General features: G+C 40.5%; 23 protein-coding genes. 1 reads left to right on the plus strand and 22 read right to left on the minus strand.

Annotated features, from left to right (window positions below; translation table 11 throughout):
- Positions 1-3: 3 nt before the first annotated feature.
- The 4 genes from B9Y81_RS13325 to B9Y81_RS13340 all read right to left on the minus strand — a co-directional run bounded on the left by B9Y81_RS13325 (position 4) and on the right by B9Y81_RS13340 (position 2897).
- Positions 4-453: a hypothetical protein gene (locus tag B9Y81_RS13325; RefSeq protein ID WP_085537402.1), complete on the minus strand. Its 450-nt coding sequence runs from the start codon at positions 451-453 to the stop codon at positions 4-6.
- Positions 450-1670 carry an ABC transporter permease gene (locus B9Y81_RS13330; protein WP_085537403.1) on the minus strand — a complete coding sequence of 407 codons (1221 nt, stop codon included), beginning with the start codon at positions 1668-1670 and terminating at the stop codon, positions 450-452. Before B9Y81_RS13330 ends, B9Y81_RS13325 begins: the two co-directional genes overlap by 4 nt.
- Positions 1667-2308: an ABC transporter ATP-binding protein gene (locus B9Y81_RS13335; RefSeq protein ID WP_085537404.1), complete on the minus strand. Its 642-nt coding sequence runs from the start codon at positions 2306-2308 to the stop codon at positions 1667-1669. The genes B9Y81_RS13330 and B9Y81_RS13335 overlap by 4 nt, the downstream gene beginning before the upstream one ends.
- 175 nt (positions 2309-2483) lie before the next feature.
- The gene (locus tag B9Y81_RS13340; RefSeq protein ID WP_317043273.1) at positions 2484-2897 is read right to left on the minus strand and encodes a Fur family transcriptional regulator; all 414 of its coding nucleotides are present in this window, start codon (positions 2895-2897) and stop codon (positions 2484-2486) included.
- Between the two features lie 102 nt (positions 2898-2999).
- On the opposite strand from B9Y81_RS13340, the gene B9Y81_RS13345 reads away from it, so the two are divergent.
- Complete coding sequence (locus tag B9Y81_RS13345; RefSeq protein WP_085537405.1) at positions 3000-4766, plus strand: DUF4091 domain-containing protein; 1767 nt, start codon at positions 3000-3002, stop codon at positions 4764-4766.
- A 145-nt stretch (positions 4767-4911) separates the two neighbouring features.
- On the opposite strand, the gene B9Y81_RS13350 is transcribed toward B9Y81_RS13345, so the two are convergent.
- The 18 genes from B9Y81_RS13350 to B9Y81_RS13435 form a co-directional block, all read right to left on the minus strand.
- Positions 4912-6213 carry an LVIVD repeat-containing protein gene (locus B9Y81_RS13350; protein WP_085537406.1) on the minus strand — a complete coding sequence of 434 codons (1302 nt, stop codon included), beginning with the start codon at positions 6211-6213 and terminating at the stop codon, positions 4912-4914.
- Positions 6214-6225: 12 nt separating this feature from the next.
- Positions 6226-7029 (minus strand): hypothetical protein, encoded by an 804-nt coding sequence (locus tag B9Y81_RS13355; protein WP_085537407.1) that lies wholly within the window; start codon positions 7027-7029, stop codon positions 6226-6228.
- A 513-nt stretch (positions 7030-7542) separates the two neighbouring features.
- Positions 7543-7932: an RNA recognition motif domain-containing protein gene (locus B9Y81_RS13360; RefSeq protein WP_085537408.1), complete on the minus strand. Its 390-nt coding sequence runs from the start codon at positions 7930-7932 to the stop codon at positions 7543-7545.
- Between the two features lie 31 nt (positions 7933-7963).
- The gene (locus B9Y81_RS13365; RefSeq protein ID WP_085537409.1) at positions 7964-8407 is read right to left on the minus strand and encodes a cold-shock protein; all 444 of its coding nucleotides are present in this window, start codon (positions 8405-8407) and stop codon (positions 7964-7966) included.
- A 25-nt stretch (positions 8408-8432) separates the two neighbouring features.
- Positions 8433-9554 carry a DEAD/DEAH box helicase gene (locus tag B9Y81_RS13370; protein WP_085537410.1) on the minus strand — a complete coding sequence of 374 codons (1122 nt, stop codon included), beginning with the start codon at positions 9552-9554 and terminating at the stop codon, positions 8433-8435.
- 400 nt (positions 9555-9954) lie between these two features.
- Positions 9955-10401: a hypothetical protein gene (locus B9Y81_RS13375; protein WP_085537411.1), complete on the minus strand. Its 447-nt coding sequence runs from the start codon at positions 10399-10401 to the stop codon at positions 9955-9957.
- A gap of 79 nt (positions 10402-10480) precedes the next feature.
- Positions 10481-11191: a ComEA family DNA-binding protein gene (locus B9Y81_RS13380; RefSeq protein WP_085537412.1), complete on the minus strand. Its 711-nt coding sequence runs from the start codon at positions 11189-11191 to the stop codon at positions 10481-10483.
- A 23-nt stretch (positions 11192-11214) separates the two neighbouring features.
- The gene (locus tag B9Y81_RS13385; RefSeq protein ID WP_085537413.1) at positions 11215-12585 is read right to left on the minus strand and encodes a sodium-dependent transporter; all 1371 of its coding nucleotides are present in this window, start codon (positions 12583-12585) and stop codon (positions 11215-11217) included.
- Between the two features lie 14 nt (positions 12586-12599).
- Entirely contained in the window at positions 12600-13256 is a 657-nt protein-coding gene (locus tag B9Y81_RS13390) for an ABC transporter ATP-binding protein (RefSeq protein ID WP_085537788.1), read from the minus strand.
- Positions 13257-13450: 194 nt separating this feature from the next.
- Positions 13451-14542 carry a DNA-processing protein DprA gene (dprA, locus tag B9Y81_RS13395; protein ID WP_394335443.1) on the minus strand — a complete coding sequence of 364 codons (1092 nt, stop codon included), beginning with the start codon at positions 14540-14542 and terminating at the stop codon, positions 13451-13453.
- A gap of 14 nt (positions 14543-14556) precedes the next feature.
- Entirely contained in the window at positions 14557-14964 is a 408-nt protein-coding gene (locus B9Y81_RS13400; RefSeq protein ID WP_085537789.1) for an acyl-CoA thioesterase, read from the minus strand.
- Positions 14964-16220, minus strand: a complete 1257-nt coding sequence (locus tag B9Y81_RS13405) for a peptidase U32 family protein (RefSeq protein ID WP_095996284.1) — start codon at positions 16218-16220, stop codon at positions 14964-14966. The genes B9Y81_RS13400 and B9Y81_RS13405 overlap by 1 nt, the downstream gene beginning before the upstream one ends.
- A gap of 80 nt (positions 16221-16300) precedes the next feature.
- The gene (locus tag B9Y81_RS13410) at positions 16301-17443 is read right to left on the minus strand and encodes an MFS transporter (RefSeq protein WP_085537415.1); all 1143 of its coding nucleotides are present in this window, start codon (positions 17441-17443) and stop codon (positions 16301-16303) included.
- Between the two features lie 2 nt (positions 17444-17445).
- The gene (locus B9Y81_RS13415) at positions 17446-18321 is read right to left on the minus strand and encodes a carbohydrate kinase family protein (RefSeq protein WP_085537416.1); all 876 of its coding nucleotides are present in this window, start codon (positions 18319-18321) and stop codon (positions 17446-17448) included.
- 16 nt (positions 18322-18337) lie between these two features.
- A complete protein-coding gene (locus B9Y81_RS13420; protein ID WP_085537417.1) occupies positions 18338-19897 on the minus strand; it encodes a glycoside hydrolase family 32 protein in 1560 nt (519 codons plus the stop codon).
- 4 nt (positions 19898-19901) lie between these two features.
- Positions 19902-21533, minus strand: coding sequence for a glycoside hydrolase family 32 protein (locus B9Y81_RS13425; RefSeq protein ID WP_085537418.1), 1632 nt, complete (start codon positions 21531-21533; stop codon positions 19902-19904).
- Positions 21534-21566: 33 nt separating this feature from the next.
- The gene (locus tag B9Y81_RS13430; protein ID WP_085537419.1) at positions 21567-23291 is read right to left on the minus strand and encodes a RagB/SusD family nutrient uptake outer membrane protein; all 1725 of its coding nucleotides are present in this window, start codon (positions 23289-23291) and stop codon (positions 21567-21569) included.
- A 31-nt stretch (positions 23292-23322) separates the two neighbouring features.
- Positions 23323-26442, minus strand: coding sequence for a SusC/RagA family TonB-linked outer membrane protein (locus B9Y81_RS13435; protein ID WP_085537420.1), 3120 nt, complete (start codon positions 26440-26442; stop codon positions 23323-23325).
- Positions 26443-26527: the final 85 nt, after the last annotated feature.

The raw sequence follows: 26527 nt of genomic DNA on the forward strand, positions 1-26527 counted from the left end.
CGGTTACTTTATAACTTTTACGAGTTCAGCGTCTTCGAGCACGTACATGAGTTGATCGTTTATCTCCATGTTTAACCTAAAACGCCCTTTTAGTTCAATGTATTTATCGGCTTGTATCCGTTTGAACTCTTTATGCCCTTTCTTTACTATTATTTCCATCACGGTTTCAATGCCGCCTATACTACAGAAGAAGCACATGGCCGATGGTGTTGCCGATAAAGCGAAATACTTTCCCTCTGCATCGATAGGTACATAAAAACCTTGTATTGTGATTTCTTTTTTATCTAGACTCCTGATGGCCGGACCATGGTGTGGAATATCGAAATAGGATTCGGTAGCAGGGTCATAGGCTGTTTTCCATTTGATTTTCTCCAGGTCTTGCCAGGTAACGGCTTGTTGCGCCATAACACAAGGAGTAATAAGAAGCAGGAATATGAAAATAAGCCCTTTCATTCGCTTAGCGTTTTTGAAATGTCTGTTTTCATCGCTTTCAGTGCAGGAACAATAGCAGATAAAAGCCCGATAACGAGCGACAAAGATAATAAATATACATCCCATACGCTAAACCATTGGCTTAAATCATAATGAAAATTACTCTCCGCATAGCCTGAAAGCAACCATATACCCATGCGACTAACTAAGAATCCTGCCGCATAACCAATAACTGAAAAGGTAAGCCCTTCGATTAATACCATAGAAAATAATCTGAACCGGCTTCCGCCCATTACGCGCATCAGGGCAAGTTCGTATTTCCGCTCTTTCAACGAATTGAGCAACGAAATGAAAATGCTGAACGCCGAAATGAGAATAATGAAACCGGCGATAAGCTGGAGCGCTTCGATGCCGACACCCAGCAGAGCAAAAAGACGATTTATCTCTAATGCCGGAGAAGCAGCCTGCATATTGGTTGATTGATTAATATGACGGGGTAGGGTGATTGCTCCCATCGGACTTTTAAAAGAAACAAGGAGCGACGTTATTTCCCGGTGCGCTTCCTGTTCGTGGTGATGTTCCGCATCTTCAGCCTCTTCTTCGCCATGGTCATGGTCATGGTGGCTATGTATTTCCCAAACGCTTTCGATACCTGTTAGCACCAATTGATCGAGCACTGTGCCCGATTCCGCGAGGATTCCTTTTACCACGTATTTGCTATCATCATGGCTATGTCCGGCTCCTTCCAGTAAACCGTGCACGCCCGAAAATGTATCATTTAGCTTTAATCCTGTTTCACGTGCCACTTTCGATCCGATCGTTGCCTCAAATCTCTCTTGCCAGAGATCTCCTTCCGCCAACCGGCCTTCGTAATGAGAAATATACGCTTCTGTAGTGCCTACAATGCGGTATCCTTTGTAATTGTCGCCTAATGCTTGTGGAATTACTTTACCGATCAACGGATTGTTCGCCAGATTCATTGCTTCCTTGTAATCGATATTTCCGGTGGGGTAGTCAACGTGATAAATACCGGAAAGAATAAGTTGTAGCGGACTTCCTTTTGCTCCTACCACCAGGTCTATACCTTTCGCGTTACGTTCTATTTGTTTTTCGAAACCATCGCTGAGTAAGAGAAGTAAGGATATGATCGCTATACCTGACGTAAAGAGGAGTATATTGAGGGTAGAGGAGAGCGGCCTCGACTTGATTTGTTTATACGCTAACTGGAATAAGTTCATGACTGTAATGTTATTACATGGTTAAAATGACCAAGCAATCGTTTATCATGCGTAACTATAATCAAGCTCGATCCGTTTGCTTCTGCTACCGATTTCAATAGGCTGAGAGATTCTTCGCAGCTTTTATCGTCTAAGCTGGAAGTGGGTTCGTCGGCAAGAATAATGGTTGGTTTATTAATTACTGCCCGTGCGATTGAGAGGCGTTGTAATTCTCCTTCGCTCATCCGGTTTACGCGCGAGTCTCGTTTGTCTGATAAATTAAGCCGATTTAAAATACGCGCTATTTCCTCTTCCTCCGTATCCTGATGATTCAGGTAAGGAACAATCCGTATGTTTTCAATCACGGAAAGAGCTTGTATAAAATGAGGCTTTTGAAACACAAACCCTATTTCTTTTCCTCTGTATTTGTCCAACAAACTTCGATGTAATCGGGTAATATTTGTTCCGTTTATCGTAATTTCTCCGGAAGAAGGCTTTAATAAGCCGGCCAGCAGATGCAATAAGGTTGTTTTACCACATCCGGACGGTCCCATAATCAATAAATGCTCTCCCTTTTTGCAATTAATATCGGGAAAAGAAAAACTGACAGGATCATTATATGAGAATGTGAGCTTTTGAGTTATAAGCGCGTAATCCATAACCAAAAAAGTTTTGTGCAAAGATAAAGAATAAATTAATGCAACCCCGTTGCAAATGCCATAAACTTCTGCTATAAATTGACAATTAAAATTCGGCCTTAAAATAGGGCTGTTTTTTACAATACTATATGAAAAATAACCTCTATGTTTTTGGGTAGATTTTATGCTTTTGGAATCACTTGTTTTTTAGGCATTTAGGACAAACGCCTTCATACAGCACTTGTGTTTCTTTTACCTTGTATCCTGGGGGTAAATGTGGAGCGTTCGCGCTTATGTCTGTTTCCAGACAAGTTACGTCGTCACATTCTGTACAATGAAAATGCGGATGCGTTTCAGGAAGGAGTAATTTGTCGTTAAGCGCGTATTTTACCGAAGCGTCCTGAAGTATTACGCGGTGAATAATGCCCTTCTCTTCCAAAGTCTTTAAAGAACGGTAAAACGTAACACGATCAAACAGATCGGGAAGAACCCCCTTGATCTCGTGTTCGGAAAGCGCGATACCTTTGGTTAGCAATTCGTTGATGATATGCTTGCGGCAGCCCGTGTTTTTTAGTCCATGAGCTTTTAATATGTGTTCAGAGTTAATCATATCTGGCTGCATTACAAATACAAAGATAGAAAGTATTTGTTTATTTTCTCTTATATTTGACCTTCGTACCGGAATTCATATTAAAGCTAAAAATATAAGATCATGAAAAAAACGCTCTTATTCTGTTTACTCTTCACGCTCGGTCATTTTGTTACCGCACAGCAAAACAGATACCTGACAGATGATTTCACCGAATTGCCCGACCCGAAACCGCACGACGGCGAGGCGGTCTGGAAGCAACAACCGGCAACTCCACAGATCAGCTGGGGGAGTATCGATATACGCTATCCAAAGCTTTCAGTTCCCAAAACGGCAAAGAATCTCCGTTGGCAAGGAAAGGCCTGGAAAGGAGAGCGTGTTAATGCGCAAGCTTTGGTATGGACCAATACCGACCTGACGGGTGCTACGCTGACGGTTAGTGATTTGAAAAACGGATCGAATATCATTCCATCATCAGCCGCCAAAGCTTCATTCGTGCGTTATGTAATGACAGACGAATTGAGTAAAGACGGAAAAACAGGTTGCGGACATCGTCCGAATAAGGCGGATTGGGATTCTTCTCTGGTTGCCGATATGTTGGATAATATCAAGCTGATCGATATTAAAGCACGCACTACTCAACCTGTATGGGTAAACATCCGGGTACCGCAAGGCACTAAAGCGGGAAAATATAAAGGTGCACTTACCGTTTCGGGTGCAGACTTTAAACCTTTGCAATTGCAACTGGAAGTAGAAGTTTTGAATCACACGTTGCCGGAACCGAAAGACTGGAAATTTCATCTGGATTTCTGGCAGAATCCATACGCGGTAGCCCGTTATTATGATGTTCCTTTATGGAGTCAGGCACATTTCGACGCAATGCGTCCGGTAATGAAAATGTTGGCCGATGCAGGGCAGTCGGTAATTACAACTACCATTATGCATAAACCCTGGGCCGGTCAAACGCAAGACCATTACGACAGCATGGTTGGGAAGATGAAGAAGTTGGATGGAACCTGGGCGTATGATTATACAGTCTTCGACAAATGGGTAGAATACATGATGAATGAAATCGGCATCAATAAGCAGATCAATTGTTATACCATGATTCCCTGGGCGTTGAGTTTTGATTATTTCGATCAGGCAACGAACCGCGTGCTTTATGTAGAGGCAAAACCCGGAGACGCTTTATATGCCGATTATTGGGGTAGCTTTCTAAAAGATTTCGCCTCTCACCTGAAAGCAAAAGGTTGGTTTGAAAAAACAACAATCTCTATGGATGAACGTAAATTAGAAGACATGCAAGCAGCCATAGAAGTGATCAAGCAGGCAGAACCCAATTTTAAAATCGCATTAGCCGGTACGTATCACGAAGAAATTCAGGCAGACCTGTATGATTATTGCATAGCCTACGGACTTGAATTCCCTCCGGCAGTAAAAGAAGAAAGAATAAAGGCCGGAAAAATAAGCACGGTTTATACTTGTTGTGCCGAACCGCTACCCAATATATTCTCATTTTCACCTCCGGCAGAAGGCACATGGACCTTTTGGCACGCGGTAGCCGGAAACTATGACGGATTCCTCCGCTGGGCATGGAACAGCTGGACCATCGACCCGTTGCGAGACAGTCGTTTCCGCACCTGGTCTGCCGGTGACTGCTATCAGATTTATCCGGGTCCTCGCAGCAGCATACGCTGGGAGCGCACCATAGAAGGCATTCAAGACGCTGAAAAGATCCGTATCCTTCGCGAAGAACTAACAAGCAAGAACCAAAAAGGGAAATTAGACAAATTAAATAACGCCGTTTCACGCTTCATGCACGAAAACCTAACCCCGGACAATGCAGCCGAAATGGTAAATGCCGGACGAAGAGTATTGAATTCATTATAAGAAACATTACGCTACCCACCAGTCTCAGTTTTAAAAAAGCTCATCCGGGAAATATTGATGCCGGATGAGCTTTTTTCTTTGGTGAAAACAAGTGACGTTAACAAGCTGGATGACAGATAAACTCCACGATTGTTAATGGGGTGTGTTATTCTGCTGTTTTGACGGGTATTGAGGCGATTTGTTTGATGTTTTTTATGTCGGTATAATCGTAGAGGAAGAAACCTCCTTTGCCGATGGTGAAGAGGTAGCCTTTCATGGGTATTACGTCGTAGGCATGGATGGAGGGGAATTCGGCCAGTTTGTTTTGCGAAAGTTTTGTTTTGTCGGCCACATCGTAAATCTTGAGACCGGCATCTCCGTCACATACAAACAGGGTATTGGCGTCTATTCCTAAGCCGTAGGGTTCTTTCATGCTGTAAGTGGCGATTAGTTCGTTTGATCTGTAATCGTCAGACAGTTTCAGAATATCCAATCGGTTGATGCCGGTCGTTTGGCAGTCAGTACCGCTTCGTAGGGTATAATATGCGTATCCGTCTTGAATCACAACAGGGTCGCAAGCGGTTAGGTGACTATAGGTAGAGATGTGCTTCGGACTGGATGGCGCCGATAGATTAAACACGGAAACTCCCGTGGTTGTACCCAGAAACATGTGTCCGTCATACAGAAACATGGTTTCTGCCTGTGCGTTTGTGCGCGTGTTGTTTATCTTATCTATTTTGGACGGGCTGCTCACATCGTAAGTAACAACTTCGTAGAAGTCTTTCAGAATGTATAAATAATGGTCGTATAATCCGAATGTTGCCATTGAGCCGCCGGTTCCGAACGAAGCAGACCCTTTGCCACCACCGGAAGACATATTATCCAGATAAGCTCCATCCCAATTGTTTATATTATAATAATAATAAGGGTGCGAACTGGGGTATAACTCAACTTCTTGCTCTATTTTTCTTACCTCTAAATCAACGACTACCCCTTTTGTTTCGTCTATGTTAGCATACGGATATTCATTGTCTTTTTGGGGGATGCAGTATTGAAAGGCGGATTGAGCACGTGCTGTTTCACGAATGTTGGAAAGGTCTGAGATATCTATGGCAACCAAGTCTATGAAACTATTTGCCAGAAGTATATTGTTTCTTATACTCAGGTCGGTACAGCCCGGGATGGTGATAAAACCGGCGTTTTCGGGATTTGCCGGGTTGTTTACTTTCAGCACATGTACACCGGCATACGCCTCTACAACAAAGAGGGTGTCTCCTTTGAAATAAATGCGTCCCGGTTTGGTTATTTCTTTCGGACTGTCGAAACGAACAGCACTTCTCAGCTCTTCGTAACTTAAATAAACCGGACTATTCGCCAAGAAACTTTCGGTGTAATCTTCCGTGCAAGCACCGAACATAAGAATTGAGGCGAGGCTGAAAAATTTGATATATTGTGTAATACGATTCATGATTCTTGTATTTTAAAAGATAATACCTAATTTGAGTGATAAGCGGTTGTAGTCCACATTCAGCTTATAATCATTTTTCTCATGACTATATTTTAGTCTGTGGTAGCGGTATCCGACAGACAGGCTTATGCCAAAGTCGTAGTCTGTTTCAATAATAACCCCAACCGAAGGATTAATCATAAATCCCCCCTGGGCATCTAACTTTTCATACCTGTTAGGATTATATATATCATACGGATAATAGGAGGATATTGATGTATAGTAAAAATTGTTGGGTTGGTAATAATTACTTTCCAACACAATGAGATATCCGGCCTGTACAGAGGCAAACGGACTTATTCGCTTTGTGCCTAAGCGATAATGAATATTTGCCGTGACGGGCAGATATGTTCCGTGATAGAACTCTACTCCGGTTCCTATCCCGGCAGAAAGACCATCTGTTAATGTGTAATTTAAAGATGTACTTAGAACGAATGGTGTTTTAGGGTTGCTGTCCGGACCGCCAATCAACAGGCCGGCTTCTGTTATGCTGGTGAATTTACGGGGAGAATAAACAAACTCTTCCTTAGACATTAGGGGACCTTTTGAGCCTGTTTTCTCTACTTCCGAAGCGTTATAAACGCGGGATTCTCCATTCGCGGTTACGCGTATTTTTTCAAAATCGGGCGAATAATGATATTTTCCTTTGAGCACGGTGCCGTCTTTCAGGTAAATATATCCTTTTGTTGCCTTTGGCGGACGATATCCGCTTCCTTGCGCGAGTACGGGGGATAAGCATATCCATACTAATAGATTGATGAGGATAACATGTTTCATTTGTTTCTGTGGTTTAATTAATGATAAGAGTATAAAGTCTGTTTAAATAGATAGATGTAAGGATATTGTAAAAAGCTGCAACCAGACAGTCTTTTTTTTATCATTAGTTATTGATCAACAGTTTTTTAAGGGCGAAACAATAGTTGCCCCGAAAACTGATTCCCGCTCATTATTAAGCAAAAAACGAGTTTGCTAAAGCCTGTGATTGGCAATGCTTGTTTTTTATATTTTAAGTTAAAAACAAGGGTTGGTTTTCAATTTTTAGCCGGTGTTGTATATTGCTAAAATTCAGGGCGTTAGAAACCTGTAAAAACATAAAGGTTATTTTTGGAAAAATAAAGGTTATTTCTTGAAAAATAAAGGATATCTTTTTAAATATATAGTATTGTGAAAAATCACCTCTCTTTTTAAGGGTATTTTGAATTGTTAATGAAATAGACTGACCTGATTTTTTTGGACAAAAAAAACGGGTAAGCGATGGTTCGCCTACCCGTTGCGTATTCAAAATATTGATTAATATCTGTTTCTGCCGTAACCACCGTCGCCACCGCCACGATTGAATCCGCCACCACCGCCGCCGCGATTGAAACCACCGCCGCCACCGCCGCGATTGAATCCGCCACCGCCACGGTTAAAACCTCCTCTGTTGTCGCTTCTCTCCGTTCTTGGACGAGCAACGCTTACATTGATTGTTTTTCCTTGGAAATCAGTTTCGTGTAGTTCTTCAATAGCTTTTTGGGCTTCATTATCATCTGGCATTTCCACAAAACCGAAACCTCTTGAACGGCCGGTTTCTCTGTCTGTAATGATGTTGGCAGATGTTACTTCTCCATATTCCGCGAATAATTGTTGCAAGCTATCTGCATCTGTGCTGTAGCTTAAATTTGAAACATAAATGTTCATTTCTTTTGTTGTTAAAGATAAATTATTTGTTCTATTTAGTAAGAACGATGTTTACAGCACTCATACCTCTGTCACCTCGTTCGAGTTCATACGTAACTATATTACCTTCGGCTATATCTGCCGGGGCATTACTGATATGAAAGAAGTACTTGTTCGTGTCCGAAAGGCTCTTAATAAAACCATAACCTTTATCGGGATTAAAATGTTCTACGCGTCCTCGTAAAGCTACTTCTTCCATCTCTTCTTTCTTTGGTGTAGAAATTAGAATATTATCTAATTCTACTTCCTCCTTTTTCTTGTCCGGATCGGGTGGTGTATCTGTGATAACTCCATTTTCGTCCACATAGGCAATCATTTCATCAAATGAACTGACACCTCCAGCTTTACGCTCTTCTTTGCGTTGCTGTTTCTCCTTTCTTTTCTGATCTTTTTTCTTCTCTAATTCTCGTTTGTTAAATGAATTTGATTTTGCCATTAATATGATTTTATAGTTGTTGTTTTTATGCTAAAGATACGGTATTCAGTTTTTTTCCTGTTAATTTCTGAATATCTTTTACCATTGTTTTTTCTTCCTGCGAACAGAAAGATAAAGCGGTGCCGCTTTTTCCGGCACGACCGGTCCGACCGATACGGTGAACGTAAGTTTCTGCCACATCGGGTAAGTCATAATTGATCACCATTTCCAAATTGGCAATATCGATTCCTCTTGCAGCGATGTCGGTCGCTATAATAACACGTGTTTTGCCGGATTTGAAATTTGTAAGCGCGCGTTGCCGTGCTCCTTGCGATTTGTTGCCGTGAATGGCTTCACAGCCTATGCCTTTCTTGTTCAACACCCGTGCAATTCTATCCGCTCCATGTTTTGTGCGTGAAAAGACCAGTACGGATTTGCTTTCTTCTTTCACCAGAACCGTATAAAGCAATGCGCTTTTTTCGGCTTTCTCCACAAAGTATAAACGTTGGTCTATCGTATCTACCGCTGAAGAAACCGGAGTAACTTCAACTTTCGCGGGATGAAATAAGATAGATTTTGAAAGTTTATCGATAGCGGCAGGCATGGTAGCCGAGAAAAACAGCGTTTGTTTCTGTTTCGGCAGCATTGGCAGCAATCGCTTAATGTCATGTATAAATCCCATGTCGAGCATTCTGTCGGCTTCGTCAAGGATAAAATGACGAATATTGTTGAGCGAGATATGTTTCTGCGCAATAAGATCGAGTAGGCGTCCCGGTGTTGCTGTCAGAATATCTACGCCTCTTTTTAAAACTTCTACTTGAGGGTTTTGATTTACCCCTCCAAAAATAACGGTATGACGTAAGTTCGTATATTTTGTATACTCTTTGAAGCAGTCGTCAATCTGTATTGCCAGTTCACGGGTAGGAGTCAGGATGAGCACCTTTAATTCCCTTTTCTGTCCTTTTGAAGGTTGTTGATCTAATTTCTGAATAACCGGAATGGCAAAAGCGGCTGTTTTGCCTGTTCCTGTTTGGGCTATTCCCAGCAAATCCTGTCCTGAAAGTGCGACAGGTATTGCTTTTTCCTGTATTGGTGTAGGCGTTTCATAGCCTTTGTTTGATAGAGCCCTAAGTATTGGCTCCGAAATATTTAATTCTTTAAAAGTCATAATAAATGTAATTACTTCAGGAAGCTATCCGTATTCCAATCTACGAACGCTGATTCGGAACATGAAATGATATGGCCATTTCTCCCGTTTCGATTACGAAAACAGGCGATCCGTTTTTTTATTCCTGATAAAAAAGATTTCATAATTGTCAAAAGTGTGTCACGACATTGTGCTGCACACCCTCGCGACCGTTAATACTAACAAAAAAAGTTAATTTTGAGGTCGATTTTGACGATGAGAAGATTCGCCGGGGAGAGACGAAGCAAAGCATTGTTAAGAATGATTCAATATAAACTCAATTGTATAATAGTACAAAGATAGGTATTATTTTCAGTATATAGTATTATTGTGTGTAAAAACAAGTGATTCATACGCTTTTAGCCCGCGAAAAGGAGAATGTTTACTCCTCTTCACTTGGTATTATTCCGGAAAGGTCTCCCGGAGTTTCGTTTCCGATACGAACAATTTTATCAACTACGTAGCGTGAATAGCCTCTCCAGGGGATAACGCCGAAATATTCTTTATAGTGCAGCTCAACGGTTTTACCGCCGGCACGCATCAGTTCTTCGGCAATAATTTTATCCTCGATTGAGAATTCGAATTCGTTTGATTGTATCCCTCCCGGCTTGTTTGACCAGATGCCGGATTGAATTAACTTGCCTTCGTATGTTTTGAATATCATTCCTTTGTAAACAACATAATTAAGTTGCCCGGTTTTAACTCCTTCGCCGTAGGGGTAATAATATCTAATGCCTACAAAAAGGATCAACGCGATTGCCAGTATAGCTAAAGAGAAGTTGCGGAACTTCTTCCACCATGATTTCAATTTGCTTGTTTTTGTTTCCATGTTTTTGTTTTATAAACTCTTGCGTGCAAAGATAAGACGAACAAAATGATTTTTCTTTATTTATAATCACAAAGATGTTTTAGTCAAATGAAAGGTAAGGTTTGAGCCGGTTCTTATCGGCTTCGGTAAATTCTTCGAGCAAATCCAACATCTCCCAACCGCTGAGGGATCCTTTTCGTTCGTGCATCCGGGTGATTACGCGCGCTTGCTTATAACTGATGTATGGATGGCGGGCAAGTGTTTCAACGTCAAGCTGATTAATTGCTACTTTACGGATACGGGAAGAGTCTGCTTCAAACCAAACCGCAAGCCCGGCAAACTTTTCTTCATCAATGCCGTATACTTCACGCAGTTGGTAAACAGTATAATAGCCTCCTAACAAATCCCTGTATTTTACAATCCTGTTGGCAAAAGCAGTGCCGATTCCCGGAACTTTCTTTAGGATAGTTGTGTCTGCACTGTTCAGTTCTACGATTGTTCCCTTCTGGAACTTTTGTGAAAAGGTTGAAGCTGATTTTGTAAGGCGAGGTTTGGGCGTGTATTTCTTTTTGGATGGAATCGTTTGCTTTATAACTTCTGCCTGTTGCTTTTTCTCTGTTCCCGTTTCCGAAAATGCAGTGTCAGGCATAACCAAGATTGTATCAAGCTTTGCTTCAATGGCTTCTTGTTTGACGGGGACATAATAATCCTTCAGGATAAGCAACACAAATGCAGTCGCGATAATAAAAAGCAGAAGCGTCAAGGCACGTCTTTCTCCTTTAGAAAAATAAAAGAAATCTTTCCAGCCCATAAGGTTAAGGTTTCAGGTAGGTTTTAGAATAATCCGGCAAGAAACTTAAATACGCCTATTTCATAAAGAAGTATCAGCGCAATAGCTACCGGAGCCAAATATTTAACAAAAAAAGCATAACTATTAAAAAAGTAGAAGGGGATAGTTCCTTCGTTAGTGAGTTCGGCTTTAAGAATTCTCTTTTCTATCCGGTACCCCACAAAGATACAGATCATCATTCCTCCGAGGGGAAGCATGATTTTCGCGGTTATATAGTCCAAAAAGTCAAAAAAAGTAAGTCCGAACAATGTGTACTCTTTTAGATAGCCCAGAGACAAAGAACTGATAGACGCTAAAATAACAACAGCAAATGAAACATAATAAGCAGCTTTCTTGCGTGAAATATGATGTTCTTCATGCAAATAAAGGGTAACGACTTCGTGCAAAGAAATAACAGACGTAATCGCTGCTACAGCAAGTAAAGCATAGAAGAAAAATGCCCAAAGGTTGCCCCATGGTAGTTGAGCGAAAACATTAGGTAGCGTGATAAATACCAATTCTGCTCCGGCTGTGGGCTGAATGCCAAAACTAAAAGCAGCCGGAAAAATAATTACTCCGGCAAGAATCGCTACCAGAATTGAAATAATATTTACCTGAAATGCAGTTTCCTGCATGTTTGTGTTCTTCCCGAAATACGACGAAAAGGTGATGAGGCAGCCCATTCCGATACTGAGAGAGAAAAAGGCTTGTCCCATTGCGCTTAATATCGCAGCAGAATCAATCTTGCTGAAATCAGGTTCGAACAAGTATCTTAAACCCACACTCGCGTTAGGTAAAGTAACAGAGCGAATGGCCAATAAAAGCAGGAATACAAATAAAAGCGGCATTAAAACCTTTGCGGATCGTTCTATTCCTTTCTTAACTCCCGACATAATTACTATTTGCGTAATTAAAACAACCATCAATGTCCAGAAAAGGGGGCGAACGATATCTGTTGAAAAGGCGCTGAAATCCGCTTTTATGTCTACTGCTGTTTTATGCTCAAACGAATAGAAAACAGATTGAAACATATATTCCAGCGTCCAGCCTGATACGACGGTGTAGAAGCCAAGTATGAGAAAAGAAGTAATAACCCCGTTGTATCCGATGAGGTTCCAGCGTGTGCCCGGAGCTAATACGTCAAAAGCACCCGTTACATTGCGTTGCGAATGCCTGCCGATGAAGAATTCGGTAATCATAACCGGAAGCCCCAGAAACAAGATACATAAAATGAATACCAATAAAAATGCGCCTCCGCCATGAGCACCGCACATGTAAGGAAATCGCCAGATATTACCTAATCCTACGGCGGTACCGAGGGTTGCCATTAAAACACCGAATTTACCACCGAAAGTAGCTCTTGCTGTATTTGTCATTATAGAAAAACGTTTTATTTAGAAGAGACGATCCCGTCTTTTATGTGAATGACACGGTCTGTGTCGGATGCTAATTGTTCGTCGTGCGTTACGATTACGAATGTTTGATTCATTTGGTTTCTGAGATCAAAGAATAAAGCATGAAGTTCTTCTTTATTTTTGGTGTCCAGACTTCCCGAAGGTTCGTCTGCCAGAATGACTGCCGGATTGTTTATTAACGCGCGGGCCACAGCTACACGTTGCTTTTCTCCTCCGGATAATTCTGCCGGTTTGTGAGACATTCTGTCGGTTAGTTTCAGGAAATCCAGCATGTCTTTTGCTTTCTTTTCCGCAACAGAGGCTTTCTCTTTTGCAATAAGTGCAGGGATCATGACATTCTCTAAAGCGGTGAATTCGGGCAATAATTGATGAAACTGGAATACAAAACCAATATTCCGGTTTCTGAAGGCCGACAACTCTTTTTCTCCGAGGCGTGCAGTCTCGGTTCCGTTGATCAGCAACCGGCCGCTGTCTTGTTTGTCCAATGTACCTACAATTTGCAGAAGCGTTGTCTTTCCGGCTCCACTTGGTCCTACAATGGCTACAATCTCTCCCTGATTGATGGTGAGATCTATACCTTTTAATACTTGCAGCGACCCAAAGCTTTTGGTAATCCCTTCTGTTTTTATCATTTCCATTATCAATACTTTTATGACCGATCCGGTGCAAAAGTAATAAATCTGAAGTATATGGAAGGTTTATCAGTCGGATTTCTCTGTTTTTAAGAGAAAAGAGTGTGTTTGTTAAGATAATAACCTTTATGTTCAGAAAAATATAGTAATGTAAAAAACAGCTTCTGTTTTACGACGAAAATTGAATTGTTAAATTATCTGATCCATTTATATCTGCTACCGGGAAGGGCATTGATTCTGCCATCCATTTCCAATTCAAAAAGAAGAACCGACAATTCGGATATGCTCATTTCGAGTTTGATGGCGAGTTCATTTATATGGATTTCTTTGTGCTGTCTGATAAGTGTGACAGCCGGAATTTCATCTTTCTCTTCAGTAAAGAGGAGCTCTGTCTGAATAGGTGTTCCCTTGGTTTCTTCCCACCGCATCGCGGAAATAAGATCGGCAGCGCAAGTAATCAGGCCGGCTTTGTTTTGCCGGATTAGTTTGTTGCATCCGCACGATTGAGGATCCGTAGTTCTGCCGGGGAAAGAAAACACATCTCTACTGTAAGAGAATGCGATATCGGCCGTGATCAGGGAACCGCCTTTTTCGGCGGATTCAATAACAATTGTTGTGTCTGCCAAACCGGCTACTATACGGTTTCGTTTTACAAAATTTTGTCTGTCCGGATTTGTTCCGCTTGGGAAATCGGTTAATAAGCCGCCCTGTTGAAGCATATTTATAGCTGTTCCCCGATGAGCACCGGGGTAGATGCGATCCAATCCGTGCGCCAACACGCCTATTGTAGAAAGGTTATTTTTTAATGCGGCCATGTGCGAACAGATATCAATCCCAAAAGCAAGTCCGCTAACAATCAGCAAATCGGGAAAAGCTTTAGCTAACTCAGTCACTAATTGTTCAGTTTGTTCTCTACCATAAGCCGTTGCGTTGCGTGTGCCCACAATACTGATAACCCGCTTCCGGTTTAAATCAATATTCCCTTTTGAATAGAGCAGGAGTGGAGCGTCGGCACATTCCTTTAACCGCTGAGGATAGTTTTCGTCTGTAATGAACAATCCTTTAATGTCGTTCTCCTGCATAAAAGCCAACTCGGTTTCGGCCTGAGACAAGACTTCCGGATTTTTTATTTCCGCCGCGGTTTTGGCACCGATGCGCGGCACTTTCTCAAGTAAGCGTTCTTTCTCCGAAAAGATGGCTTCGGCTGTTCCGAAATATTCTAAAAGCTGACGGCTGTGGACATACCCCACCCCGTGTATCATAGTTAAGGCAATTTGGTATAGCATGTTATTCTGGATGTTTATTTTTCCTCGTCGGATTCTATCAGATGATCGAAATACTCTCCCCGGGTTAGTTTTCCGTCTTCAACCACCACCACATCTACTGTGCCTTTGGCGGCTAAAACGTTATCGGGCTCCCTGTATATCTCTTGTTCGAAAACTAACTTCGGTCCGTTTTTCCTGATATTCACATAAGATGAAAAGCGGTCTCCGCTATGGAGTGATGTGCGGTAATGTATTTCCACGCGCGAAACAAAAGCGTCTACACCTTTTTCGTGCATGACTCCAAAGTTTTCGCCTAACGATTCGAGATATTCGTGGCGGGTATGTTCCATATAATGCTGGTAATTCGCATTGTTGACTACCCCTTGCAGATCACATTCATAGTCACGAACTTTCATTTCCAGTTTAAAAACATATTTCTTCATCATTTCAATTCTTGCGTATTGTTTACAACGAGTTTATACATTCTGTCTGACGGACGTATTTTCTCTTTTACTTTAAAGGAGAAGCGTTCGCCCTTAACCGTTTCTTCTACCGGTTTCAGCTCAACACGAATTTCATCAATCGTTTGCATTAAAGCACCTGTTGTAGGGCCGGTAATAAGAATCTCATCTCCGACCTTCAACGTCTGAGATTCCATTTCAAATTCGGCAACACCTATTTCGCTAAAGTATTTGATTGCTTTTGCGACATATACCTTTTTCTTTGTCGCGCTTGATCCGTATTTGCTTGTCCACTCTCCCAAACGCTGGCCTAAATAATAACCATTCCAAAAACCACGATTAAATACCGTGGCAAGACGCTCGTCCCAAGCTTCTATTTTCGCTTCGCTGAATGTTCCATCACAATACGACTTAACCGCCTCCTTATAGCATTCGGACACGATACGTACATATTCGGGACCGCGTGCGCGACCTTCAATCTTAAACACTCTCACACCCGCATCCATCATTTTATTCATGAAATGGATTGTTTTCAGGTCTTTTGGCGACATGATGTATTGATTGTCTATATCCAGTTCTACACTGCTGTCTTTGTCTTTCACCGTATAACCACGGCGACAAATCTGTGTGCAGGCACCTCTGTTTGCCGAAACATTCTGCTCATGCAGACTCAGGTAACATTTTCCCGATACCGCCATACATAAAGCACCATGCGCAAACATCTCGATGCGGATCAATTCCCCTTTCGGACCTTTGATCTGCTGTTCCACAATCTGTTTGTATATCTCATGAACCTGCTCCAGATTTAACTCGCGGGCCAGCACCACAACATCCGCAAAGTGAGCGTAGAACTTCAGTGCATCAATATTGGAAATATTTAATTGAGTAGAAAGATGTACCTCCTGTCCGATGCTGTTCGCATAACTCATCGGAGCCACATCCGCGGCAATAACGGCCGAGATCTCAGCTTCTTTCGCTGCATCAATAATCTCCCGCATAAGCGAAAGATCCTCCCCATATATTACGGTGTTAACCGTCAGGTAGCTTTTAACATGATGTTCTTTACAAATAGCCACGATCTTACGCAGATCCTCCGTTGTAAAGTTGTTCGCAGAGCGGGCGCGCATATTAAGCCCTTCAATTCCAAAATAAATAGAATCCGCACCCCCCTGAATAGCAGCAGCCAGTGATTCATAAGAACCGACCGGCGCCATAATTTCAAAATCCTTTTCTGTCAAAGTCGTATTATTTTAATAAGATAGGCTGCAAAGTTACAAATAATAACGGTAACCGCTTTTAACAGCCTATCTATAAAATACTAACGCCCTACCGACAGCACCATCAAATAAACAACACCAAGGCTCATAATAAGGATAGCTCCTAATTGTGAACCAATTGCGTCAGACGCTATTCCCATAAAGAAAGGAAAAATAGTACCACCGAAAAGTCCCGTGATCATAAGTCCTGATACTTCATTTTGCCGTTCCGGTAGATGTAATAATGCTTTTGAGAATAGAATAGGGAAAATGTTTGAATTTCCGAATCCCACTAACGCAACGCAAATATAAATCGGCATAAGTTCATGAAGGAAAAATAAACCTCCGAAGGCAACTACCATCAATAATGAGCTGATTATAAAAAATACTCGGTGAGACCATCTGGCTAATATAAAAGCTCCAGAAAAACAGCCGATTGTGCGGAATAAGAAGTAAATACTTGTGATATATCCTGCGTCTTCTAAACCTATGCCCAATCTTTCAATTAAAATTTTAGGTGCAGTAAGGTTTATTCCTACATCAATACCTACATGACACATAATACCTAAGAAGGCAAGTAGAACAAGCTTGTTTCCTAATAGAGCGAAGCATTCTCTAAATGTTGAACTTTTGTCTGTTCTCTCCTGATCTTTGATCTTTGTAAGACTTAAACTGATCAAAGCAAAAATGGCTATGACAAAGAAAATAACGAAAAGAATCTTCCAGTCTCCAAACCGAAATGCAGCCCATGCAGCAATAATGGGAGCAAGGAATGAGGCAATTGCTTTTATAAACTGTCCAAATGTAAGTGAACTAGCTAACTTCTCACCGCTGACAATGTTGGATAACAAAGGATTCAAAGATACCTGCATAAAAGTATTACCTATCCCTAATAGAGAAAAGGAAATCAACATAATTGGGAAGCTATATCCTAATAAAGGAATGAGTAATGCTAACGCAGTTACCGCTAAACTAAGCAACACCGTATTCCGACGCCCGATCCTATTCATCAACATCCCGGTAGGAATAGAAAAAATCAGGAACCAAAAGAACACCATGGATGGAAGAAGGTTTGCGATTGTATCCGATAACTCAAAGTCGGCTTTTATATAATTTGTTGCGATTCCAGTAAGATCCACAAATCCCATAACAAAAAAAGAGAACATGATGGGGAGCAATAGCAAATAAATGTTTTTTTCTTTCATGATTAATCTTTGTTATTCTGTGAGTATTTTACCCATGCTCCGGCTTGTGTGCAAACGAAAGCCGCTGTTTTAACCGCTTGCTTATGGGCTTCTCTTACATCTTTTCCAATAAGGAGGGAATAAATGAATGCTCCCGTAAATGAATCTCCTGCACCTATTGTGTCGGCAACCTGAACACGTGGAGTTGGAATTGTTGAAACCATATCCTTTGTGTAGACAGAGCTATATTCACTGCCTGCTGTTAATATGAGGTGTGAAAGATGAAATGTGTCAATTAACGAACGACAAGCCGTATCGTTGTCTTCCGGTAAATGAAGTAAGTCACGAAGTATTATCAATTCGTCATCATTGATTTTAAAAATCGATGCCTTCCTTAATGACGCCTCTATAATCTCTTTTGAGTAATAATGTTGTCGGAGATTAATATCAAACACCCGTAATGCTTCGACCGGAACAAGATCAATTAATGTGTTAATTGTCTTTCTGGATGTTTCGCAGCGTTGAGCGAGTGTGCCAAAACATATCGCGTTAGCACGTTTAACCAATTCCATCGCTTGTTCAGTTAACGGGATATGATCCCAAGCTACATCTTCTATAATAGTGTATGTTGGAATTCCGTTTATTAGAGTAACAGGTACATAACCTGTTGGTAAATCAACTTTAGAAACACAATAGTTTATTCTATTACGTTCTAATTCGTGAATGATCTCCTCACCATCCTCATCATTACCGACAGCACTTATGGCATATCCTTCCGCGCCTAAGCAGGTTGTATGATATACGAAATTGATTGGAGCTCCGCCCGCGAGCCTACCTTCGGGTAGCATATCCCAAAGTAATTCGCCTATACCTATTATTACCGGCTTCCGTGTTTTCATGGTATGTAAATTATATTTATTTCCAGATTGATTTTAATTCTGTGATTGATCCTGACACAAGATCAATGGTACCGTCTTCCGCGAATACTTCGATCTGATCAAAAGGTTCAGATGGATAGAATACGTTTGTGGAGACAACGCGACCTCCAGCGGCAAAGAACTCAACCGAAGCCATGTCCACGATTAGCCGCCATTCGATCTGAGATGTGTCCACTTTGTAAAGGAATGAATGAAGTGAGGAGAAATGCTCCGAAAAAACCTCTCCCACAGCATTGGTCCTATCTGTATAGAATAGCTTATCTTTGTTGTCATATCCGATTGAGATATATTCGCCTTTTGCATTTTTCAAACGAATGCCGTAGATAGAGGCAAACCCCATCTTTGAATTTTCTGTCTGGTCAAAAACAAGCTTTATTTCTACGGGTGCTGCCATAGGTAAAAATCTTTCTGATAGAATCTTAGATTTATTGATTTCCAGATTTGAGAAAGAAATATTTTTTCCATAAAGAGACTCTATTTCCCGGACAGGAACGGAAGTAAGATAAATATCTTGTCCATCTTTTTCAAGACCGAGTTCTCTTGGGAAGGTTGTAGCCCCACTCCATGCGATACATGGTTTTTCCCCTGCATATTGCCAGTTATTCATCCATCCGATAAAGAGAGTTCGACCATCTTGAACATTGGACCAGGTTACTCCGGCATAATTGTCTTTTCCCTGATCTGCCCATTTTGCCTTTTTCTGATCACTCTTAAATGTTTTACCATCAAAATTTCCCACAAAATACTGAGTTGCTGAGCCTCCTGCCGGTCCACCCGGATTAATATTCACAATTAAAACCCAATATGTTTCATTAGAACCTTTTACTTTAAGAGGAAACATGTCTGGGCACTCCCAAACACCGTCGTGGTTGCCATATCCTTCGCCAAAGTGACTTAAGAATGTCCATTCTTTACAATCTTTAGATGCATAAAAATGAATCTCCTGACCAGCAGCAAGAGCCATGATCCATTGCTTACTTTCTTCATGCCAGAAAACTTTTGGATCTCTAAAATCAGGTATTCCCGGATTTTCAACAACAGGATTTTTCTCGTATTTTGCCCAGGTACGGCCTTTGTCAACACTATAAGCAAGGGCTTGTGTTTGATTTATTCCTTGTTTGGTATGATCGAAATAAGTATAAAAGGCGATCAAGGCAGGATTTTCCTTTGCTCCGAAACCGGATGTGTTTTCCAAGTCTACTATAGCACTACCCGAAAAAATGTATCCCAAGCTGTCGGGGTATAAAGCAACAGGTAAATGCTCCCAATGTACTAAGTCTTTACTGATAGCATGCCCCCAATGCATAGGTCCCCAAACCGAGGCTTCAGGATAATGTTGATAGAATAAGTGATATTCGCCTTCATAATAAACCATCCCGTTCGGATCATTCATCCAACCGGCAACCGGAGAGAAGTGTACCTGTGGACGATGTTTTTCCTGAAAAGGTACTTCTTCTACCGAAGATTCTTTCTTTGTATTGCAGGAAATAATACCTGCAATACAAAGAAAAGAAATATAGAATAAAAAGTTTCTCATATTTTTATTTCCAAATTGACTTTAATGTGTGGATTTCCAGATTTTTGATTTCAATATTGTTCCCCCAGAAACGGAATCCTTCGTCATTCTTTGCGTTCAGACTTATAGAGTATGAATAAGCACCGTTATCAATAAATCCTTCAACGGAAGTCTTATCAATAATGAGATCAGCTGTGATTTCCATGCTTGTCATATCTTCAGGAGAATAGAAAACTCCATTAACCAGATTGCCATTCATATCATAATCAAGTAATGCCTGTCCATTACGGCTTAGTCCGGCACTTGTAGCATGAGATAACTTTATAGTCGCTTTTATACGCAGTATTTCTGAATTATTAAATGCTTTTATTACCTCATTTGCTTTGTCTGAAGATAGAGAACTCCATTCTCCGGCTTTTGTTTGTAAAGTATCAAACTCTTTTACAGGCACACTGAATAAACGGATACCGTTTTTTGTTTTGCGTAAACAAAGTTCTGTAGGGATTAACATCTGACCATTAAAGGGCATGCCCGGATGTGATAATCTACTCCATGCTACCTGAATTCTGCGTCCATCAGAATCAGGAATATTTGCAAAGGTTTGGGCTGCATAGAGTGAACCAGTTGTATAATAATGTTTCCCGGACTCAGGAGTGAACTTTTTTCCATCAAAGGAACCAAGCATGTATGTTCCTGTTGCTCCATACATTACCCATTTTGTGTTTTTAGGATCTCCATCAACCGGAAGTTCGAATAATTCAGGGCATTCCCAAAATCCTGTGATATGACTTTGGTATGTCCAGTTTTTCAAATCACGGGAAGTATAAATTGAATGGCCGTCTCGCTCATTCAATACAATAGTCCAATCCCCTGTTGGTTGATACTTGAATAATTTCGGATCACGTGTATCCTGGCTATTCCAGATATGTTTAGAGTCAATCACGGGATTTTCAGCAATCTTGGTGAATGTACGACCATTGTCCAGACTATACGCGATGCATTGTACCTGTTTTGCCGGACTGTCGGCAGTGTAGGCAATCACCATTGTAGGCAATCCTTTTTTGCTTACACCAAGTGTGTTATCGTAATCAATTATAGCTGAGCCGGAAAACATAGTTCCGTGTTCGTCTGGATAAAGAGCCACAGGTAATTCTGCCCAATGAATTAAATCTTTACTTACTGCATGTCCCCAATGCATGTTGCCCCATTCTTTTTCATACGGATTGTGTTGGTAGTACAAATGGTATTCGCCATTATGAAAAACAAGTCCGTTAGGATCATTAATCCATCCCCTACGTGTAGAAAAATGAAGTTGAGGACGGTTTTTTTCTTTATAGAGACTGTCTTGTCCGGCTATTTGTTCCGATTGGTAAATTTGTTTTAAACCGGTGTTATTACCTGCGTATGTAATGTTGATCTCTTTCCCTTGAAGGTGACTCATGTCACAGAATACCCAATAATCAGGGTTTTCAGGTGCAAGGCGGATAACGAATTCACGTTCCTTCTTGTTTTTTATCTGAAAAGACATACTGGCTCGTTCCTCTTTATGAGAAACCGGTATATTTAAATACCGCTTTGTGATTTTCAATTTCAGATCTTCAGCACTAGATGGTATTGCTAAAAGAACTGCCAGACAAGTGATAATGAATGTTCTCATATTTTTATGTTTTTCGTGTGTTTGAATTTAAAGTTACCAGCCATAATTCTGCTGATACAATTTTTTACTAAAATTAATCTGTGCTTTTGGAATAGGGAAATATTCATCTCTGTTTTTTGTGAAACGTGCTTCCTGAAGGAAAGCTCCACGACGTGTTTTTTCTACAGCCAGATACTTGTTGACTGTTTCAGATGCAATTCCCCAACGTACAAGGTCAAAGAAACGATATCCTTCTTGTGAAAACTCCAAACGTCTTTCAAAGCGTAAAGCCTTGCGTGCGAAATCTTGTGTCCATGCTGGGCAATTATCTCCTGGTTTATAAGATGAAATCTTGAATTTTCCAATCGGATCTCCTTGTACATCTACTAATTTTGCAGTACTATTTGCAGAGCGTTCACGAATACGATTGATCAGTGGAAGGGCTTCATCTTGACGACCTATTTCGATTAAAGCTTCTGCTTGCCAAAGCAAAACATCATCAAAGCGAATGATATCCCGGTTTTTTGAACTTGACATAAATGGATCCGCTTTAGCAAAGCAAGGACAATCGGGTAAAACCGTTTCCTTCATTGACATGAATACTCCGTATATTTGAGGACTGCGGTTCCAATCTTCCTGAAACAAGAATTCTGGATTATATTTATAAGGTAAACCTGGTATTGCAACTGTATGATTTAAGCGTGGGTCGATGTTGTTTGTCAATAATTCTTCAGGAGTAGAAATGCTTTTATCATTGAAGGATTCAAACAATGGTAGTCCATTTTCATCTGTACGGAAAGCATTTACCATATTTTGTGTGGGTTGGTGAAAACCACAGCATCCGTATTCGGAATTCATAGGATAGTTTAACATAGCACCCCAATCCAAGCGTCCGCGCAAAGTTCCGTCACTATGAGAATGCTGAACCGCAAAAATAGATTCCGAACCGTTTTCCGTCTCGCACAAAAAGTTATTGGCAAAATCCGCTGCAAGTGAAAAGCGTCCGTCCAAATCGTTACACAAAGTTACGACTTCTTCCAGTTTTGTCTTGTCTATATTGGTTACATTATGTTGTTCATCCTGTTCGTAAGCCGCATAAAGCAAAGTTTTAGCTAAATACGCTTTTGCCATAGCCTTATTTGCTCGTCCTACATCCTCATTATTGTCTGGCAGATTCTCAACGGCAAAACGAAACTCTGCAATAATCTTATCCCATAACTCTTGGTTACTGTACTCTACATTTGAGATATTAATATACTCTTCTGTCGGAATTGTTTCATCAATAAAAGGTATATGTTTGAATAATATTTTTAAATCGAAATAGAAATGCGCGCGTAAAAAACGCATTTCAGCTTCACGAATTTTCTTTTTAGGATATTCGGATTCATCCACCGCTGAAATACGAGCTAAAGCATCATTAGTACGTGCCACGTAAACGTATTGTGCATACCATTTACGATCAAGATAACCTAAATCTTCTTGCATGTAAACAAAGGTTTCAAACATGTTCAAATCACCCATATCTCCTGCTCCGTCACCGCCCTTATGTGCATCACCGCTCCGTAGGTCACCATATGCCCAGAGTGCATTCATTCCATCCGAATAATTATCATTACCTAATGACGAATAAGCAGAAATAACCATTTTCTCTATCTCTTCAGAATTCTTCAGATTCTCTGAGTCTGCTACTCCTTTTGGTGATTCATCAAGAAAAGAATCACATGCTGCCAATGGTGTAAGTAGGGCTGCTATCAATGTTATATATTTAAAAGTTTTCATTTTTTATCAGTTTAAACTATTAACAAATTAATCAGAAAGAAACATTAAGACCGACTGTAAAAGAACGAGGAACCGGATAAGCAAAATTCGGTGTTTCAGGATCTACTCCTGTAAACGAATCATTACCCCATCCTTTTTTGATTGTAAATAAGTTTTGTCCTGAAGCATATATACGCGCATTTTGTATACGCGCCACTTTAAGAATGTCTTTAGGTAAACGATAGCCTATCTCGAAATTCCCCATTTTCAGGAATGAAGTATTCTCTATAAAATAATCAGATCTGCGTTGCTCGTTATTTACGTCACTACTAGAAACAGCAGGAATACTTGTATTTGTGTTATCAGGTCTCCATCCATCAAGTAAACGTGTTCCGTAATTTTGTCCTCCGAAAAAACCGAAAAAGTCAGTAAACTCCTTCTGATTGTTATATGTTTTTGAGCCACTTTGTCCATGAAAAAACATAGAGATGTCAAAGTTTTTATATGAAGCTGTGATATTTAGCCCATACAGAAAATCAGGATCTTCAACACCTAACCAAGTACGGTCTTCATCATTTATTTTCCCATCTTTATTTAAATCTTTATAACGGATACGTCCTAGACCTTTACCGGCTTGTTCTGCATGATTGTCCAGTTCGTCTTGTGATTGAAAAAGTCCATCGGTTACATATCCGAAAAGAGATTTCCAAGGATGGCCTAAAATAGTTTGATCATTTCCGTTGCCGGGATAAGAGTTTATTACATCTTCCGGAAGTTTGGTGATTTTGTTTCGATAACTTGCTATATTCCCTGTTAAAGTTAAATCTACTTCTCCAATTTTTTGATTATAAGTAAGAGAGAATTCCATCCCCCAGTTTTCCATACTGGCTCCATTGACATAATTATCTCCCCCAAAACCTAATGTCGCAATGTAAGGTGGCTTTACAAGAATATCATCTGTTTTTTTTATGAAATAATCTAACGAACCGGTGAACTTCTGATCTAACAATCCAAAATCGATACCTGCATTATGTTGTGTTGTAGCTTCCCATTTTAAATTCTCATTTGGACGTTGTGTACGTATAAATCCGGATGGGAGTGTTCCCTGATTAGCTCCGGATATATCATATGCTGTACCTTGGTCACGCCCCCATGTCGCGTCTGTATAATAACGTGCTACATACAAACCATAAGCTGCATAGTTGTCGATCTCCTGATTTCCTGTTTTTCCCCATCCATAACGTAATTTTAAATCCGAGACAGTGCTACGTGCTCCTTCAAAAAAAGCTTCTTCTGTAATACGCCAACCCAAAGAGAAAGCAGGAAATGTTCCCCAACGATTGTTGACTCCGAATCGAGAGGATCCATCTCGCCTAAGGGTGAAAGAGAGAAGATATCTATTGTCGTATGCATAGTTGATTTTTCCAAAAAAAGAAGAAAGAGCGTATGACGTTGCACCTCCATTATTGCGGAAATTTTCTTCACCAGAAGAAAGATACATATAGTCGGGCGTTTCAAGTACAAACCCATCTCTACCTGCGGACATTTCTTCAAACTTGTATTTCAACATTTCTTGACCGACTAAAATATCAAAGTTATGCTTGCTTAAATCAAATTTGTAATTTAGAACATTACTTAATATCCAATTTCCCCCATAATTAGCATGCGTATCTAATCGTGCTGTTTTATCAGACAAGAAACCAGATTGATAACTTTTCTGCATATTTCGGAACCAGTATGCAGTATAATCAATACCTAATTTGGAACGAAAATGTAGTCCTTTCAGAATTTCGACATCTAGATTAATATCGCCAAATAATCGCACCACATCTTTATAGTTCTCTTTGTTATCTTCTATCATGCGTATTGGGTTTTGACGGTCACTCATATTGCTGGCAGGTCCTCCCCAGCCTCCTTCCATATCGTAAATAGGGACCAATGGTTGGATGACGCGTGCGCGGTCATATAAATTTGGAGCATCTAATGATGATTGTCTGGTTTTAGAAATAGAAAAGTTTTCCCCAATAGTTACCCGGTTGTCAAATAATTTGTAATCACTATTAATACGAGCTACAATACGGTCAAAGTAAGAGCCTTTTATTGTTCCTTTATTTCCATAATAATCTGCAGCAAAGAGCATTCTACCTTTTTCATTTCCATTTGTAACTGTTACATTGTAGTTTTGGATAAATCCTGTACGGCTAACTTCTTTAACCCAGTCTGTATCCGCGGCTTCCATTGTAGCCACACCGCCAACATACAAATATTGCGGTAAGTTAACCTTGTCTAATATAGCATGCCCATTACTGTTTGTATGCCAATCAAAAGTATAATTGCCATAATTAGGATCACTGCCATCAGTCATTGCAGCCAACCATTGAGCTTGCCCGCGCTGTTCAGAATTAAGAAGATTAATAGAACGTTGCCATTGAGATGCTGTTAGTGAAGTTCGGAACTCTATATTGGTTCCTCCTGTTTTTCCCTTCTTTGTGGTCACAATGATAACACCATTGGCTGCACGTGAACCATAAATACTTGCCGCAGAAGCATCTTTTAATACTTGGATCGATTCAATATCCGAAGTTGCGATCTCATTCATTGAACGTGTGCTTGGAACCCCATCAATAATATATAAAGGTTTACTATTTCCCAATGTGGAAACACCACGTACTTTTACATCTACATCTCCTGTAGGATTACCGGTATTTCTAATATGCACACCTGCTACTCTCCCTTGTAATGATTGCATGGCATTGCTATTATTAACGGTTTTAATATCCTCAACTTTCACAACAGATACAGAACCCGTGAGATCTGCTTTTCTCTGTGTAGAATAGCCCGTTACAACTACTCCTTCCAGATTTAATACATCTTCTACTAATACAATTTGCATTGTTTTAGATACAGTAGCAATAAGATTTTGTGTGACAAAACCAATATAACTTATACTAACTGTAGCGCCATTAGAAACATTTAAAGAAAAGCTACCATCCATATCTGTGATGGTTCCATTGGCTGTACCTTTCTCAACAACTGAAGCTCCTATAACAGGAAATTGATCGGTTCCTGAAATCACGGTTCCTTTAATAGATACCTGTTGGGCATAAAGAGCCTGCGATATAAATAAACAAGCTAACCATATACTCCATTTACAGAAGAGTGAGTTTTTCATGTGTAATAATTTTTTAAGTTCAACAATATTAAAATTGTATTTAGGGACAAAAGTATCTTGAGGATAAATTAAATCTGATAACAAA

This window comes from Massilibacteroides vaginae, from assembly GCF_900178525.1.
Classification (GTDB): Bacteria; Bacteroidota; Bacteroidia; order Bacteroidales; family Tannerellaceae; genus Massilibacteroides; species Massilibacteroides vaginae.